The organism is Garicola koreensis, from assembly GCF_014195445.1.
Lineage (GTDB): Bacteria > Actinomycetota > Actinomycetes > Actinomycetales > Micrococcaceae > Nesterenkonia > Nesterenkonia koreensis.
Window position 1 is genome coordinate 1 of the sequence record NZ_JACIBT010000020.1, and the last position, 14524, is coordinate 14524.

The window sequence follows — 14524 nt, forward strand, 5'->3', positions numbered from 1 at the left end:
AATCCTGCATCGCCGGCAGCAGCCGGCGCAGTCCGTGCCGCTGCCCCGGGGTCAGCGAGTTGGCGAAGGGCCGGTGCAGCAGCTGGTCGACGTCGTCCTCCACTGCGGCGGTGCGTTCGGGATCCAGAATCAGCGCGTAGAAGGCGGTGAACGATTTGCCAGCTTCAGACTCCTGCAGCAGGTCGACTCCGCGGAAGATGTCCTCCAGCACAGCCCCGCGGGAGTCAGGCTCTTCGATCAGCTGGATGCGCAGTCCGCGGTTGATCTCTTCGAGCTCGCTGCGCAGGCGCACAAAATCCTCGGGCAGCTCCGAGGCCAGCGCCAGCACGTCGGTGGCCTGCTCGGAGGCGGCGAACTGGGACAGCGTCTCCACTTCCCCGGCCTCCAGGGCAGCGATGCGCTGATCCAGCTTCTCCCGCTCGCCGCGCAGGGATTCGATCCGCCGGGTGGTGTCGGGGTCAGTGTCCACAGTCAGCCGGTGCACCCGGTCAACGATGGTGGACAGCCGAGATTCGGTGACGCTGCTGCGCGGGGCGCTGAGCTCCTGGATGAACCGGATGGCGGCCAGTGCGCCGTCGGAGAGCGCGTAGAACTCTTCACGGGCCTGGCCGGCTCGCCGGATCAGAAACCCCTGGGTCAGCCAGGTGCGCACGTACTGCACCGCAGTTTGGGGCAGCTCGAACCGGCCGGTGTCACGCAGTTCGCTCAGGTCGGCCTCGGCCGCTTCGAACAGTTCGGCTGCCGGCAGTTCCCGCGTCTCACCGGCCAGATGCTCACCGAGGATCGCAATGGCCGCCGGGGCATTGGCTGAGCGCAGCAGCGTCAGGGCCGCGTTCTCCTCGATCAGCCTGCGCGCACTCAGCGCGCCCCGCACCACGGACATCGTCTCAGTTTACCTACGGGTCCGGACGTCGCCGACGTCGCCATCACATCTGGGCGGAGGCCTGTTCCTCGCAGCTCACGCGCCCTAGACTGAGCGCACCGCAGCACCTTGAGCAGGAGTCAGCAACCGAACAGATCGCCACCAGCGGCAATGAAGAGGACTCAAGACGATGACGCCGGAATCCATAGGTTTTGCCATAGTCCTTTTGGCCGCGGTCATGCTGATCGGCAAGCTCATTCGGGTCAAGGTGCCCTGGGTGCAGAAGCTTCTGCTGCCCAGCTCCATTGTGGCCGGCTTCATCGGGCTGATCTTAGGTCCAGGGGTGCTGGGTCAGCTCAGCGGAATCACCGGGTGGACGTGGCTTGAGGACGGCGGGCTCTTCACCACCGAGATCCTCGACATTTGGAGCGCGCTTCCCGGGCTGCTGATCTCTGTGGTCTTTGCCACCCTCTTCCTCGGATCACGGATTCCCTCACCGAAGCGGGTGGTCCAACTTGCTGGGCCGCAGGTCTCCATCGGCTTCGCCTACGGTTCTGGCCAGTATGTGATCGGCATTCTGCTGGGCATCCTGGTGCTGAGCCCGTTCTTCGGCGTCGACGCGTTCTTCGGGGCGCTGATCGAGATCGCGTTCGAGGGCGGCCACGGCACCGCAGCCGGCATGACCCCCGCCTTCGAGGAAATGGGCATCCCGGAGGCCGCTGACTTGGCTGTGGCGATGGCCACAGTGGGCCTGGTCACCGGGATCATCGTCGGGGTGGCCGTCATCAACTGGGGTGTGCGCACCGGGCGCACCCAGGTGCTCAGCCACACCTCCGAGCAGTCCGACGGCGAGCTGCGCGGCCTCTACTCCGAGAGCGACGACGTCCGGGCGGGGCGGCTGACCACGCGTCCGGGCTCCATTGAGCCGCTGACCCTCCACGTGGCTGTGGTGGGGCTGGCCATCATCATCGGCTGGCTGATCCTGGAGGGTCTGGTCCTCATTGAGGACCTGCTCTGGGGCCAGCCGGAGTCGGTCTGGGCTGGTGCCGACGGTGAAGGGACCACCCTGCTGGGCTATGTGCCGCTGTTCCCCCTGGCCATGATCGGCGGGGTGATCATCCAGATCTTTTTGGACAAGACCGGACGCACCCAGCTGCTCGACGTCGGGCTGATGAAGCGGGTTCAGGGGCTGGCGCTGGACATTCTGATCGTCGCCGCGCTGGCCACCATTTCGCTCAGCGTCATCGCCGAGTACTGGCAGACGTTCCTGGTGCTCTCGGTGGCGGGCATCCTGTTCTGCGTGATGATGCTGCTTGTCTTCACCCCGCGGATCATCCCGGCGTTCTGGTTGGAGCGCGGCATCGCAGACTTCGGCCAGTCCATGGGTGTCACCGCGACCGGGCTGGCTCTGCTGAAGGCCGCCGACCCGGAGAATAAGTCACCGGCGCTGGAGGCCTTCGGCTATAAGCAGCTGATCTTTGAGCCCTTCTTCGGCGGCGGGCTGATCACCGCAATCTCCATTCCCGTCATGGTCGCCACCGGCAGCGTCTACTGGATCCTGGTGCCGATGGCGATCGTCTTCGTCGTCTCCATCACCGGCGGCATGATCTACCACCGCGGCGTGAAGAGCGGCCGGTGGAAAGACCCCAGCATGGAAGCGCAGAAGGAGTTCCCCGAGTAACGGTCACCACAGCTTTAGGCCATGACGTCGATATGAATACCCACCTCGGCGGCGACGGCGGCCAGCCATTCCCGATCGCGCTGCAGCAGCCCGGGGTGCCGACGGGGAGGGAAGCCGCTCTGGGCACGCAGAGCACCACGGTGGTCTGCGCCGAAGAGGCAGTACGCCGCCGTGTGATTGAAGTGGCGGCACATATATCCCACACCGTCGGCACCGTAGGTCCACGCCGCTTCAGCCCAGCGGACCGTTGCGCTGTACTCAGAGGCCAGGGTGTCTGTCAGGTCGCGCGGATACAGTCCGAAGCGGCGCAGTCCTGCGCCGCGGTAGGAGACCAGAGTCAGCGGCCGGGTGACCTCCAACGGGGTGATGGCCCAGTGCGTCACCGCCGACATGGGCAGGACGGCCCCCGGCCCCATGGAGTGCAGCAGGGACTCGTGCACTGCGGCCTCTGGGGAGCTGGCGGCGTAGAGGATGGGCACCGTGGGGTCTCCGAAGAGTCCGAAGCGGGTGCGCTGACCCACACCCGGGTTGGGGAGAGTTCCGTCGTTCTGCACATTTCCGCTCACCACCGTGGCGTGGGCCCGGTACAGCACCGTGCCCGGGTGCAGAGTCTCGGTCAGCGGAGCAAAATCACCTGGCGGTGTCGGCACCGCGCTGGTCACCCTGAGGACCCCTTCACCCGGTGAATCCGTGGGCAGAGTCCTGTGCCGCATCCACAGCGTCGTCGATGTCTGCGGTGCCGATCAGCGCAGCAGGCTCGCGGTTGTCCACGTAGCCGTTCGGCGAACCCGCCCAATAGAGGATCCGTGCAGCTGACCAACCCGCTTCGTGCAGCGGTGCACTCAGGCGTGTCCAGTCAGGATGGACGTCCGGGCCTCGAAATTGGAAGCGCGGGTAGACCTTGGCTCTGCCGCGAAGGACGCCCAGCACACCATGGCGTTTGGCGAAGTTGGCTGCCACTGACCGGTTCTTCGGATTCGACCCGCGCAGCGAAGCGATCTCAGTGGCGGTGTAGACGCCATAGGTGGCGATCATCCTGCGCCAGAACTGCTCCACCCCGGCGGCGGAGGCTGCTGCGGCGGGACTGATGGCGTGGTCGCTGCGCTGCAGCATGTCAGCCAGTTCCTGAACGGCAGCCCCGTGGCTCAGCTCTGCCTCAAGCCGGCGCTTGGTCAGCTCGGGGTCAAGACCGTCGGGGATCTCCAGTTCGATAGTTGCCACACCAGCCTCCTGTATACGCTAAGTCCAGTTTACGTCATCGTATACAACGGTGTCGAGGGGTGGCGGTGCTTACTGTCTGGCCTGGGAGCACTCCCGGTGCACCTCAACCTGCAGACCCAAGGCCTGGGTGACCTTCCGAATCGTCGTCCAGGTGGGATTGCCGTCCGCCGACATCGCCCGATAGAGGCCCTCGCGACTCATGCCGACGCGGTACACGTTAATCGGAGTCGTCGCCTTCGGCGAGTTCCTCGTTCAAGTCCACCAGTGTGGTCGTATCTGTGGCCAGAGGATCGGGCGCTTGCGCCCTCAGGACATCGTAGATGCGCGCAGTGAGTTTTGTTCGACGTTCGTCAAAGTAGTTCATGAACTCCCCAGCCGAGTGTGGAAGCGACTGGGGCAGCGAATTACGCGATAGGAACGCACTTTGCTCATCGGCGGATGAGTACTCCGCTACCAACCACTCATCAGGCGCTTTGGCCGATTTCCCGATGTTCTCCAGGCCAGGCAATAGTTGCAGATTCGGCAGTCGGTCTCTCATATCGACGAGGTCGTCGATCTCCTCGGAGGTGAACCTCGGTGCCCCGTCGTCGTTCTTCTCGCGCCGCAGGGACTTCTTGTCGAACAGCACTGCCGGGAAGACGTGATCGACGTGGAACTGGTTGCGTGTGTCGACATGTGGGAACAGTGCTGCGAGCACCGCGAAGGTACGAGCTTTTCCGTACGACAGGTTCAAGATGTCGTCGACCAATGCCTCCGTAACCGTAAGCGGCTTGCCGCGCCGAGACATCGCACGTTCGATCGCAGCGACCGGGAAGGCAGTGCCGCCTTGAGTCTTGATGACCTCACGGAGGTCGCGAAGCAAGGTGTCCAAGCCGGACCCCCACACGCCCCGCACGATCAAGGATCGCAGACCCACTGGTCACTGCTGTCGAGCTTGCTCGTTATGTTGTGGCGAGCTCGCGGACGTAGGTGCGCTGTTGCTCGATATGAACCTCGATGACGCCGGCGCGGGCCAGGCGCTGCAGAGTCTCGATCGACGGGGCGACGTCACCACTCTCCAATCGCGCCACGTGCGGCTGCTTCCAGCCCAGCATCGCCCCGAACGCAGTCTGCGTCAGGTCACGCTCTGCGCGATAGTGGACGACTGCCCGGCTCACCGCGTCAGCCAGCGCGAGGTGATCGGCCTCGGCGGCGTAGTCAGGGTCGGCCTGACGGCGCTCAGCTACGATCACGTCGTGATTCTTCAGGTCGGACAGCTTCATGATCATCGCTCTCATTCCTCGATCTGGCCCAGTCGCTGCTCGGCGGCTCGGCATGCTCGTGCGAAGCCTTTGGGATCGCTCTCGGCCTCGGGTCCGTAGGCCCCGATGACGAACACGTCGCCGATCCGCCTGTAGAGCGGTCGTGTGACGCTGCGACCGCCTCGCGGGCGCAGCTCCCTGAGCTTGTCGGCTCCCTTCACCGCGCTGCTGTGCGGGAAGGGGAGCTTCGGGCCGAGCTCCTTCAGCTTCGCGATCGCGTTGTCGACCGCCACAGCCTCCCGGGCACCCAGCTTCTTGTATTCACCTTCGGCGTCCGGATGGTCGACGACGCCCCACATGGCAATGAATATACCATGCGTGTTATAGCTGTGTCAGCCTTCCGTCGACCCCTCCGGTGCAGTCGAGGAAGTGCTGCACGGCCTGGTCCGTCGAGACGACGGATCTCCGGGGTGTTCTGGACCAGGTGCGATCGGTCCGGGCGTCTGTGGGGCGGGGCGCCGACGTACCCGAGGCGTCGGCACAGCACTCGTCAACTGGAAGAGCTCTCAGTGCACCGGCGTGCTGTGGCGCTCAGCTAGCGTCTTCGCTGGCAGCCCGGGCACAAGTGGCTCGAGCGGTTCATGAACTGTTCCCGCACGATCGGAGTGCCACAGCGCGTGCACGGATGTACTGCAAGCCCATACACGTTCAGAACTGCGGGAAAAATATCCGCTGCTTCCTGCCACCTCTACATAGAGCGAATCGAACGAGGTTCCGCCTTGGGCGAGCGCGGCGGCCATGATTTCTCGCGCACCATCGATCACCGCCGAGATTCTCGGCTTGGTCAGCGAAGATACCGCCATCTCGCCGTGCACTTCGGCGGCCCAGGGAGCTTCGTCGGCATAGATGTTTCCGATGCCGGAAACGAGCGTCTGATCCAGCAACGCGCGTTGGATCCCTAGAGGTTTGGTCTTGATCCGCGCGACCGCCGCCGCTTGGTCGAACTGCGTGTCGAACGGATCCCGCGCGATGTGGGCGATCGCGACATCTGGATGGGTGATAAGCATCTGCCCGCTCATCCCCAGATGCATGAGCAGCGCGTCCCGATCATCCGGGCCGCGAGATCCTCAGGGCCGGCGACATGCCGACGCACTGCCCGTGGATGCAGAATGACCGCCGAGGCAATCGTTCGGCCACGGACGTGATCGTCGGGGCCCCGACGCACAACCTCGACTTCAGACAGTTCAGGCATCGTCCGCGGCTCCCGGCTCCGCACGACAGCCCCGCGCTTCCACAGACCATGTCGACAAGCCCGTCGTCGGCGCTACGACGGCGTATTCGCGCGCACTTGCACTGCCACGACGCGCTGATTCGGGCCAGCCGCCCACACCGAGCCAGCTCACCAGCGGCCGTTGCGAGGCCTGGGCTGGCAGACCGGGAAGGGATATGAGGATCGGCCCATGAACTTCTCGCGGACGATGACGCCGGGCTGCGGTGGGCACTGAGCTCCCCGGCCTTACCCCGGGCAGCGCACCGGGCGCACGTCTGACCTGCCTGACCGTAGGCCTGCAGGGAGCACTCAAAGTAGCCGGAGGCCCCATTGACGTTGACGTAGAGCGCATCGAAGCTGGTCCCACCGGCGGCGAGCGCGGCCTCCATCACCTGAACCAGGCCCTCCAGCAGCCGGGCAGCCTCGGCCCGGGTGATGGTCTCCGAACGCCGCGCGTAGTGCAGTGCGGCCAACCACTGTGCCTGGCCCCACGGTTCCTGATTCCACCGCGGGGTCAAGAGTGGCCGCTGGAAAGACCCAGCATGGAAGCGCAGAAGGAGTTCCCCGAGTAGACGGTGGTCCGCTGGTCATGGAGGAACGCCGCTAGTCGTCCAGCAGTGCCGCGGCATACATCGGCCGGGCAGCGTCGGCGCTCTGCGGGTGAAACAGCCCGGCCAATGCGTCCCGATACAGGCGGTTGAGCTCACTGGAGTTGTCGTAGCCCGAGCCGCCGGAGCACTTCAGTGCCTCCTCGACGCAGCGGCGGGCGGCCTCGCCGGCGTTGAGCCGCGCGGCGACGAAGCGCTGCGGCCACCCGGTGCCATGGTCGACCAGCTCGTCGAACTCACGGGCGTAGGTCGCCAACTGTGCCGGCACGGCCAGATAGTCCCTCAACGCATCAGCCAGCCGGTCCCGGTGCTGCGGGATCTCCGCGAAGCTGGTGCCGTGCTTGGCAGAGCGCTTGTTCTTCAGCGCCTCGGCTCCGACATCCAGGGCACGCGAGGCCAGCCCGGTGTAGACGGAGGCGATGAGCAGCTGGAAGTTTGCTGTGATTCCGAACGTCAGCAGGTCCGGATTGGGCCCGTCCGGGATCCGGCGGGCGACCTTCTCTGGCCGCATGCGCACGTTCTCCAGCCGGGTGGCCCGGCTCTGGGTAGCGCGCATGCCCATCACGTCCCAATGGTCCGACGTCGCAATACCCTCCTCACCGCGTTCTATGAAGCCGTAGACCACTGCGGGATCGTCCGTCTCGGAGGAATCCAGCCCGTGGACGATCAGCCTCGTCCAGACCGGTGACAGCGAGGTGAAGATTTTGGTGCCGGTCAGACGATAGCCACCGTCGGCCTCGGGCACAGCCGATGTGTTGGCACTCTGCAGGACCCAGTCGTTGGCCGGCTCGCTGACTCCGAAGCCGAACACCTCCCCGGCCATTACCTCGTTGAACACGTAGTCCAGGGAACGGTCGCCGCGCTGGTGCATCGCCCGGACCGTGCCGGTGCACACCAGGTGCATGTTGATGCCCAGCGCGGTCGCCGGGGCGGCCGCCGCCAGGCGCTGCTGCAGCCGGCTCACCTCATCCATGCCCAGTCCGGGACCACCGAACTCCTCGGGGATGAACAGCCTGAGGTAGCCGTGCTCCCGCAGCTCGTCGAAGTCTTCGTCGAAAAAGCTGTTCTCGCGGTCGTAGCGCGGTGCGCGCTCCCGGATGCGTTCCAGCAGCTCCTCGGGCAGGTAGCGCTGGGCCAACTCGGTGTGTCGGGTCTCGCGGTCAGTCACGGTCAGCTCCTTACTCGTAGGTGGTAGTACTTCTCTGCTGATGCGGCGTCACTGCCAGCGCCGCAGCAGGACGACGCCGCTGTGCCCGCCGAACCCGAATGAGTTCGACAGCACGGTGTCCAGTTCAGCTGAACGCGCCTCTCCGGTGACGAAGTCGTGGTCCGGGAAGTCGGGCCGGTCGAGGTTGAGTGTCGGTGGAATCCGTCGTTGTTGCAGGGTGCAGACAGCAAGCAGCGCTTCGACGACTCCGCCGGCGCCCAGCAGGTGGCCGGTGGCCGACTTGGTCGCCGTGATCGGGATTTCAGCGCTGCGGGTTCCCAGGGCGGTTTCCAGAGCTCGCAGCTCAGCTGTGTCGCCCTGCACCGTACCTGTTCCGTGAGCGTTGATGTGGTCGACGTCGTCCGGGGTCACGCCCGCGTCTGCCAGACAGTCGGTGACCGCGGCTGCCGCACCCGCGCCGTCCGGGTGCGGGGCGGTGGGATGGTAGGCGTCGCTTGCGGCGCCATAGCCGGCCAGCTGCGCCAGCGGGACGGCATCCCGGGCATGGGCAGTCTCCTCAGCCTCTAGGAGAATCGCCGAGGCGCCGGCCGCCATGACGAACCCCTTCCGGTCGGCGTCGAAGGGGCGGCTGGCTGCCGTCGGGTCGTCCTCGTAGCCGGGGGCCAGGGAGCGCAGGGTGGCGTTGGCTGCGAGGTGGATCGGGTCCAGGCAGTCCTCCATTCCCACCACCAGCACGGCATCGGCGTAGCCGTGCCGGATCCGGCGGAGCCCTTCGCCCATGCCGACGGCCCCGCTGGCACACGTGGCAGAAATTGCCTGTGCTTGTCCGGTGGACTGATACCGCTGGCTCAGCAGGGCTGCTGCGGCATCGGGGGCCCCGTAGATCGGCAGTGACAGTGGTGTGGCCCGCGGTCCGCCGTCGAGGTAGCTGCGGGTGGCCTGCTGCATCGCCTCGACGGGACCAGAGCCGGTGGCGGCGATGATGCTGAACCTGTGCGGCGCAGTCGGCAGGTGGACCTGCGGTGCCTGCGGATCGCCGGCGAGCACCTCGGCCTGGCGCATCGCTTCGTCGGCGGCTGCCACCGCCCACCGCTGCACAGGGCTCAGGCGACGGGCCACAGCTTTTTTGATCGCCGCTTCGGGGTTGAAACCGCGCACCTGTGCACCGATCCGCACAGGCAGGTCGGCGAACTCGGAGCCCTCGAGCACGTCGATCGCACTGCGGCCTGCCGCGACGGTGTTCCAGGTCTCGGCGGCGCTCAGCCCACTGGGCGTCACCGCCCCCATTCCCGTGATCACCACACGGCGTGCCTCACGTGTCACAGGCGGTTGCCTCCTTCCTCCTCGCTGATCCATTGGGCTGTCGCCTCCCGTCGGATCTTGCCACCCACGGTCCGCTCCAGCCTCGGCACCGTGTACCAGCGGCGAGGCACGAACTGTGGTGCCAGGTGTTCGCGGGCGTGGGCCAACAGCTCACCCTTGGTCGGTGCGTCACCCTCGATGACCAGAGCCACAAGCGTGCCGAGCTGTCGGCTGGGCAGTGCGACGGCACACACCTCGCCGAGGCCGGGCATCGTCTCAAACGCCCGCTCCACCTCCGGAAGTGCGACCTTGTGGCCACCGGTGATGACGATGTCCCCGGCCCGGCCGGCCAAGCTGAGCCGGCCGTCGATGATCCGGCCCTGGTCGTGGACGGTGGCCCAGCCGTCGGATCCGACCAGCACGGCGTCGGTGGTCGCTGTGACGTAGCCCTCGGAGCAGGCCCGCGCCCAGATCCACACGGTACCCAGCTCGCCGTCGGGCAACTCATGGCCGTCGGTGTCGCGGATGCTGACCCTGATGCCGTCGTAGATGGTGATCAGCGTGCCGTCGCCGGCGCGGCTGTCGCCGATGAACCCGATCTCGGCTGCACCGTAGTAACTGACCAGGCGTGCATCCGGTACGGCGGCCGCGAATGTGCTCCTGATAGTGGCCGAGAGGTTCGCCCCGCCGGTGACGACCAGTTCCAGGGCGGCGAAGCGTTCGGGGTCGCGGCGTGCGGCACCGGCCAGGGCCTGCAGCACTGCGGGCACGACCACCACACGCGTGATCGCCTCGGCTTCGATGCGCCGGCCAGCGTCGATCGGGTCGAACCCATCGGCCACATGGCAGCTGCCGCCGGAGGCCAAGCATTCGATGAGGGCGTAGAGGGTCAGGCTGTAGGACACCGGCCCGGGCGCCAGGGTGGCAGCCCCGGGCAGCGGCTCGAGGTGGGCGCTGGAGACGGCGTAGTTGTCGCGGTACTGCTGTCGGGTCTTCAGAAATGCCTTGGGATCGGCAGTCGTACCCGAGGAGAACATCATGAGGAAGGGCTCCGCGCCGTCGCGCCTGGTGGGCTGCTCAGTGCCGGTGGCTGTGTTCTCCAGATGTTGGAAGTCGGCCAGTGTGATGATGGTGCCGGCCCACTGTGCGCTCTCGAGCGCGGCAGCGAGTTCGGACGAGTCACTGATGACCACGCCGATGCCGGTGGTGGCGATGACCGAGACCTGGTGGTCAAGCGGCCAGCGCGGATCGATCGTGGCCGACACCGCGCGGAAGCCAGCCAAGCCGGCGATGATACGCGAGGTGTGGAACGCCGAGGTGAGGCTCACGGCGGTGATCGGGATGCCGGTGGTCTCCGCAGCAGGTTCGGGCGGATGGTCCTGAACGTTGTGGAGTTGGTAGGCGGCCGCGTACACCCGGGCCGAATCCGTGACGAGTTCGGAGTAGGTCAGGCGCTCCTCGGCTCCCACAATGGCAGGCCTTCTGCCGTCCTCAGCAGCGACGTCAAGGATCGTCTGCGTGAATGGCACCTATGACCTCCGGGGTGGTGATTGCGGGTCACGTCGAGTATATGGCTCGCACTGCTCACTCTGCTCGCCTTCATTCTCATCTGCTTAGCCTGGACTTTGGTGGCCTTGAGGAGCATCGACCGGGTGGGATGACCACCCTCCGACAGCGCCCGGTATAGGCCGTCGAACGTGGTCGCCCTCACCGCACCGGGTCACCAGCGGCCGTTGCGGGGCCTGGGCTGGCAGACCGGGCAGAGATAGGAGGAACGGCCCATGAACTTCTCGCGCACAATGACGCCGGGGCTTCGGGCTGAGCTGAGTGCGCCGACTTCAACCCGGGCAGCGCACCGGGCGCATTCACGACCAGCCTGACCGTAGGCCTGCAGGGAGCGTTCAAAGTAGCCGGAGGCCCCATTGACGTTGACGTAGAGCGCATCGAAGCTGGTCCCACCGGCGGCGAGCGCGGCCTCCATCACCTGGACCAGGGCCTCCAGCAGCCGTGCAGCCTCGGCCCGGGTGATGGTCTCCGAACGCCGCGCGTAGTGCAGTGCGGCAACCCAGAGCGCCTCGTCGGCGTAGATGTTGCCCACCCCCGAGACCAGCGTCTGATCCAGCAGCGCACGCTTCAGCCCGGTTCGACGCCGCCGCAGGGCACGGAAAAACCATTCGGCATCCACCCCCGATTCCAGCGGGTCCGGCCCAATGTGTGCTGCGGCTGCCGGGATGAGCCGTCCCGACTGTGGTCCCACGGTGCCTGGCCCCACAACACCCGGCCCCACGGGCCCTGCTCCGACGGCGTCGTCGCCCACCGGTGAGAGCTGCATGCCGCCGAAGATCCGCTGGTCGATGAACCGCAGCTGGGACGGCAGCGCTGCCCCGTCGTCGTCGTGGGCTCTGGAGAGCTGCAGGGTGACTTTCAGGTGCTTCTGCGCGGGGGCGTCGTCGTCCTCGATCAACACTTGGCCGCTCATCCCTAGGTGGATCATCAGCACAATAGGTTGGTTCTGCAGCGGAATCCACAGAAACTTGCCGCGCCGCTGCGGTGCCACGAGAACTTGGCCGGTCAGCTGCCGGACGAAGGCTTCGGGGCCTTCGGCAAAACGCCGCAGACTGCGCACGTCGTGAATCTGCACGGCCTCGACCCGGCGTCCGGCGGCCCAGCGCTGCACACCGCGGCGGACGACTTCGACTTCAGGCAGTTCAGGCATCAGTGCTCCTGCTCTGCTGCACGTGACGGGCGCGTCATGCGGATCTCGCAGATGCCGGCCAACGCTGAGCTGGAGCGGCCGCCCCCGAGGTCGATTTCCTCGCCGTCGGGTGCGAATCCGTGTTTGCGGTAGAAGGCCTGGGCTCGCTGGTTGCTTTTGAGCACCCATAACGACGCCGACGCCTCCCCCAGCAGGTCCGTGAGCAGCGCATCGGCGGCCCCGGACCCGTAGTGCTCGGCCAGCAGGTAGATCAGCAACAGCTCCGTCTCGGCCTCGACGTCGTCGTCGCGGGGGTCTGCGACCATTGCCACACCGATGATGTTGCCGTTGAGCTCAGCCACGCGGGCGCAGGATCGGTGCTCCTGGTCGGCGATCACCTCCGACCACATCCGGACCCGGTCGGTGAGCGCCTCAGCGTCCCAGAACCGATCCGGCAGCACGCCTTGGTAAGCCTGTTTCCACGAGGTGGTGTGCACCCGGGCCAGCCGTGCGGCCTCACCGGCATGCGGTGGGCGCATCATCAGCGGACTGTTCATACCTCAGAACTCTATGCGGTGGGCGTGCGCTCAGCCCAGTTCGCGCACCTGCTGCAGCCACAGCTGATCCACCGGTTCGAACGGTTGGATCCGCACTGTGGTGAAGGTGCTGATATCTGGTGCGGGCTCGTCGGGGTCATCAATGATCCCGCGCTCGCCGATGTGCACCGGCAGCGGTGTGCTGCCCCGGGTCAGCTGAACGTAGAGGGTCTCGATCCACTCTGATTCCGCTCCTGCCAGGGCACTTCCCCAACGGATGTCTGCGGAGGCAATATCGCCCGGGCTCAGCCTCACCGGCGGCGAGTGCTGTGCCTGGGCGGATTCGGCCTGTTCAGCCTGGGTTGCCCCGGACTGCTCGACTTGGATGTGGAATGGGTGACCGTGTTCTCCCCGACCGCCGAGACCGGGGTGGCCCTGCAGCGTGCAGGGTGCCTCGCCGTCATTGCGCAGAAGCACGACGCCGTAGCGGGACCCGGTTGCCGCATCGGTGTAGCGCAGTTGGCCCGTCAGCTCGGCTGCCTCGCAGGAGTCTTCGGTGTGCGGGTGCGTGGCGGCCAGTCGGAGCATCTCGGTGCGCTGCTGGTCGCTGAGCTCCGGTTCCTCCGGCACCGGGGCAGTGGGCCCGGCCTTCCAATCGGTGCCGACCTCCTCCTCGGCGGCCTCGCCGATGCTGCTGGGCGGATTCGGCTGCGGGCTCGTTGCGGTTTCTGAGGTCGCGTCCGAGTCAGGTGGGTCGGCGGCGCAGCCGGCCAGCAGCACTGCGGCGGCCAGCAGCCCGGCTGTACGGCGTCCCCTCATGCCGAACACGTTATCGGCTCCGTACAACCGTCCCGAAAAAAGTTCACGATCCCACCCATCCGTTCCCCCACCTGCTCCGAACTATTGATGACAGCGAAAAGTTGCAACATCGAAGGAGAGCACGATGAAACCGTCACGATTCACTGCAGGGGCAGCAACCGGACTCACTTTGGCACTTGCGCTGAGCGCCTGCGCAGGCGGGGAGGCTGACAACGAGGAGCCGATGGAGCCCGAGGCCACCCAGCAGGAGCAGGAGTCCACGCCGGAGGAGTCGCCTGATGAGACCGGTATGGACGACGGCGACATGGAGAACATGGACGAGGAGTCCATGGATGAGGAGACCACGGGTGAAGAGACCATGGATGAGGAAAGCATGGACGAGGAGTCCAGCGACCTCAGCGCGGTGATGCCCGAGAGCACCGGTGATCCCTTCGCCGATGCACGCACCGCTGCCCAGCACATGCCGATGACTGCGGCGACCCTGTCTTCCGGGTTCGCCTCTGCCTTGGACATTCCCGGTGACGCCCAGTCCGAGGCCGCCGACGTCCGCGGCCAACTGACCGCGCTCTTCCAGGAGCACGTCTACCTGGCCGGCATCGGCGTCGCCACCGCCTACCAGACAGGCCCTGACTCCCAGGAGTTCGAGCTGGCCTCGGAGACCTTGGACGCCAACTCCGTGGCGCTGGCCGATGCGGTCGGCGAGCTGGCCGGCGACGACGCCCGGGAATCCTTCCTGCGCAACTGGCGTGAGCACATCGGCTACTTCGTCGACTACGCCGTCGCCGCTTCCGAGGGCGATCAGGAGGCCATGGATCAGGCAGAGGCTGACTTGCGCGAGTACACCGACGGGGTGGGGGCGTTCTTCGACCGGACCACCGATGGTGAGCTGCCGGCAGAATCCATCACCGAATCGTTCAACGGTCACGTGGACACCCTGACTGCGGCGATCGACTCGATGGCCGCCGGTGACGCCGACGCGTTCAGCAACCTGAAGATGGCCGCCGACCACGTCGTCGAAGGCTCGGCTGTCATGACAGAGGGCCTCACAGCCGCTGCCGGCTTGGAGGGCGATCCCAGCGATGAAGCCACCGAAGTGCGGGCAACCCTGACCGCCGGCCTCA

General features: G+C 66.3%; 15 protein-coding genes and 2 pseudogenes. 2 read left to right on the forward strand and 15 right to left on the reverse strand.

What is annotated here, in order from left to right:
• Positions 1 to 883 (reverse strand): DUF3375 family protein (locus tag FHX47_RS10245; RefSeq protein WP_183358831.1); only part of this gene is annotated, 883 nt, incomplete at its 3' end.
• A 169-nt stretch (positions 884 to 1052) separates the two neighbouring features.
• On the opposite strand from FHX47_RS10245, the gene FHX47_RS10250 reads away from it, so the two are divergent.
• Positions 1053 to 2543 (forward strand): sodium/glutamate symporter, encoded by a 1491-nt coding sequence (locus FHX47_RS10250; RefSeq protein ID WP_183358832.1) that lies wholly within the window; start codon positions 1053 to 1055, stop codon positions 2541 to 2543.
• Positions 2544 to 2557: 14 nt separating this feature from the next.
• Here the strand turns inward: FHX47_RS10250 and FHX47_RS10255 are convergent, their stop codons facing one another.
• From FHX47_RS10255 to FHX47_RS10310, 14 genes and pseudogenes are all read right to left on the reverse strand, one after another.
• Complete coding sequence (locus FHX47_RS10255) at positions 2558 to 3193, reverse strand: RES domain-containing protein (protein ID WP_183358833.1); 636 nt, start codon at positions 3191 to 3193, stop codon at positions 2558 to 2560.
• Positions 3194 to 3218: 25 nt separating this feature from the next.
• Entirely contained in the window at positions 3219 to 3764 is a 546-nt protein-coding gene (locus tag FHX47_RS10260) for a hypothetical protein (RefSeq protein ID WP_183358834.1), read from the reverse strand.
• A 69-nt stretch (positions 3765 to 3833) separates the two neighbouring features.
• On the reverse strand, positions 3834 to 3965 hold the full coding sequence (locus FHX47_RS11005; RefSeq protein ID WP_281376240.1) for a helix-turn-helix domain-containing transcriptional regulator: 132 nt from the start codon (positions 3963 to 3965) through the stop codon (positions 3834 to 3836).
• A gap of 16 nt (positions 3966 to 3981) precedes the next feature.
• Entirely contained in the window at positions 3982 to 4635 is a 654-nt protein-coding gene (locus FHX47_RS10265) for a hypothetical protein (protein WP_183358835.1), read from the reverse strand.
• A 70-nt stretch (positions 4636 to 4705) separates the two neighbouring features.
• Positions 4706 to 5032, reverse strand: coding sequence for a helix-turn-helix domain-containing protein (locus FHX47_RS10270; RefSeq protein ID WP_183358836.1), 327 nt, complete (start codon positions 5030 to 5032; stop codon positions 4706 to 4708).
• Positions 5033 to 5037: 5 nt separating this feature from the next.
• A complete protein-coding gene (locus FHX47_RS10275; protein ID WP_183358837.1) occupies positions 5038 to 5364 on the reverse strand; it encodes a type II toxin-antitoxin system RelE/ParE family toxin in 327 nt (108 codons plus the stop codon).
• Positions 5365 to 5600: 236 nt separating this feature from the next.
• A pseudogene (locus FHX47_RS10280) lies at positions 5601 to 6257 on the reverse strand (DNA-formamidopyrimidine glycosylase family protein).
• Positions 6258 to 6404: 147 nt separating this feature from the next.
• Positions 6405 to 6760 (reverse strand): annotated as a pseudogene (locus FHX47_RS10920) (bifunctional DNA-formamidopyrimidine glycosylase/DNA-(apurinic or apyrimidinic site) lyase); the annotation flags it as partial.
• A 118-nt stretch (positions 6761 to 6878) separates the two neighbouring features.
• Entirely contained in the window at positions 6879 to 8051 is a 1173-nt protein-coding gene (locus FHX47_RS10285; RefSeq protein ID WP_183358838.1) for an acyl-CoA dehydrogenase family protein, read from the reverse strand.
• A 48-nt stretch (positions 8052 to 8099) separates the two neighbouring features.
• A complete protein-coding gene (locus FHX47_RS10290; RefSeq protein WP_343064369.1) occupies positions 8100 to 9374 on the reverse strand; it encodes a beta-ketoacyl-[acyl-carrier-protein] synthase family protein in 1275 nt (424 codons plus the stop codon).
• Entirely contained in the window at positions 9371 to 10882 is a 1512-nt protein-coding gene (locus FHX47_RS10295) for an AMP-binding protein (RefSeq protein WP_183358840.1), read from the reverse strand. The genes FHX47_RS10290 and FHX47_RS10295 overlap by 4 nt, the downstream gene beginning before the upstream one ends.
• Before the next feature lie 191 nt (positions 10883 to 11073).
• Complete coding sequence (mutM, locus tag FHX47_RS10300) at positions 11074 to 12069, reverse strand: bifunctional DNA-formamidopyrimidine glycosylase/DNA-(apurinic or apyrimidinic site) lyase (RefSeq protein ID WP_183358841.1); 996 nt, start codon at positions 12067 to 12069, stop codon at positions 11074 to 11076.
• Positions 12069 to 12605, reverse strand: coding sequence for a GNAT family N-acetyltransferase (locus tag FHX47_RS10305; RefSeq protein ID WP_183358842.1), 537 nt, complete (start codon positions 12603 to 12605; stop codon positions 12069 to 12071). The genes mutM and FHX47_RS10305 overlap by 1 nt, the downstream gene beginning before the upstream one ends.
• 30 nt (positions 12606 to 12635) lie before the next feature.
• On the reverse strand, positions 12636 to 13403 hold the full coding sequence (locus tag FHX47_RS10310; RefSeq protein WP_183358843.1) for a DUF4232 domain-containing protein: 768 nt from the start codon (positions 13401 to 13403) through the stop codon (positions 12636 to 12638).
• Positions 13404 to 13527: 124 nt separating this feature from the next.
• On the opposite strand from FHX47_RS10310, the gene FHX47_RS10315 reads away from it, so the two are divergent.
• The coding region (locus FHX47_RS10315) for a hypothetical protein (protein WP_183358844.1) at positions 13528 to 14524 on the forward strand (997 nt) is incomplete at its 3' end.

Coding starts and splice junctions, on each gene's coding strand:
- FHX47_RS10250 (WP_183358832.1), top strand. CDS start 1,053: ATGACGCCGGAATCCATAGGTTTTGCCATAGTCCTTTTGGCCGCGGTC.
- FHX47_RS11005 (WP_281376240.1), bottom strand. CDS start 3,965: ATGAGTCGCGAGGGCCTCTATCGGGCGATGTCGGCGGACGGCAATCCC.
- FHX47_RS10270 (WP_183358836.1), bottom strand. CDS start 5,032: ATGATCATGAAGCTGTCCGACCTGAAGAATCACGACGTGATCGTAGCT.
- FHX47_RS10275 (WP_183358837.1), bottom strand. CDS start 5,364: ATGTGGGGCGTCGTCGACCATCCGGACGCCGAAGGTGAATACAAGAAG.
- mutM (WP_183358841.1), bottom strand. CDS start 12,069: ATGCCTGAACTGCCTGAAGTCGAAGTCGTCCGCCGCGGTGTGCAGCGC.
- FHX47_RS10305 (WP_183358842.1), bottom strand. CDS start 12,605: ATGAACAGTCCGCTGATGATGCGCCCACCGCATGCCGGTGAGGCCGCA.
- FHX47_RS10310 (WP_183358843.1), bottom strand. CDS start 13,403: ATGAGGGGACGCCGTACAGCCGGGCTGCTGGCCGCCGCAGTGCTGCTG.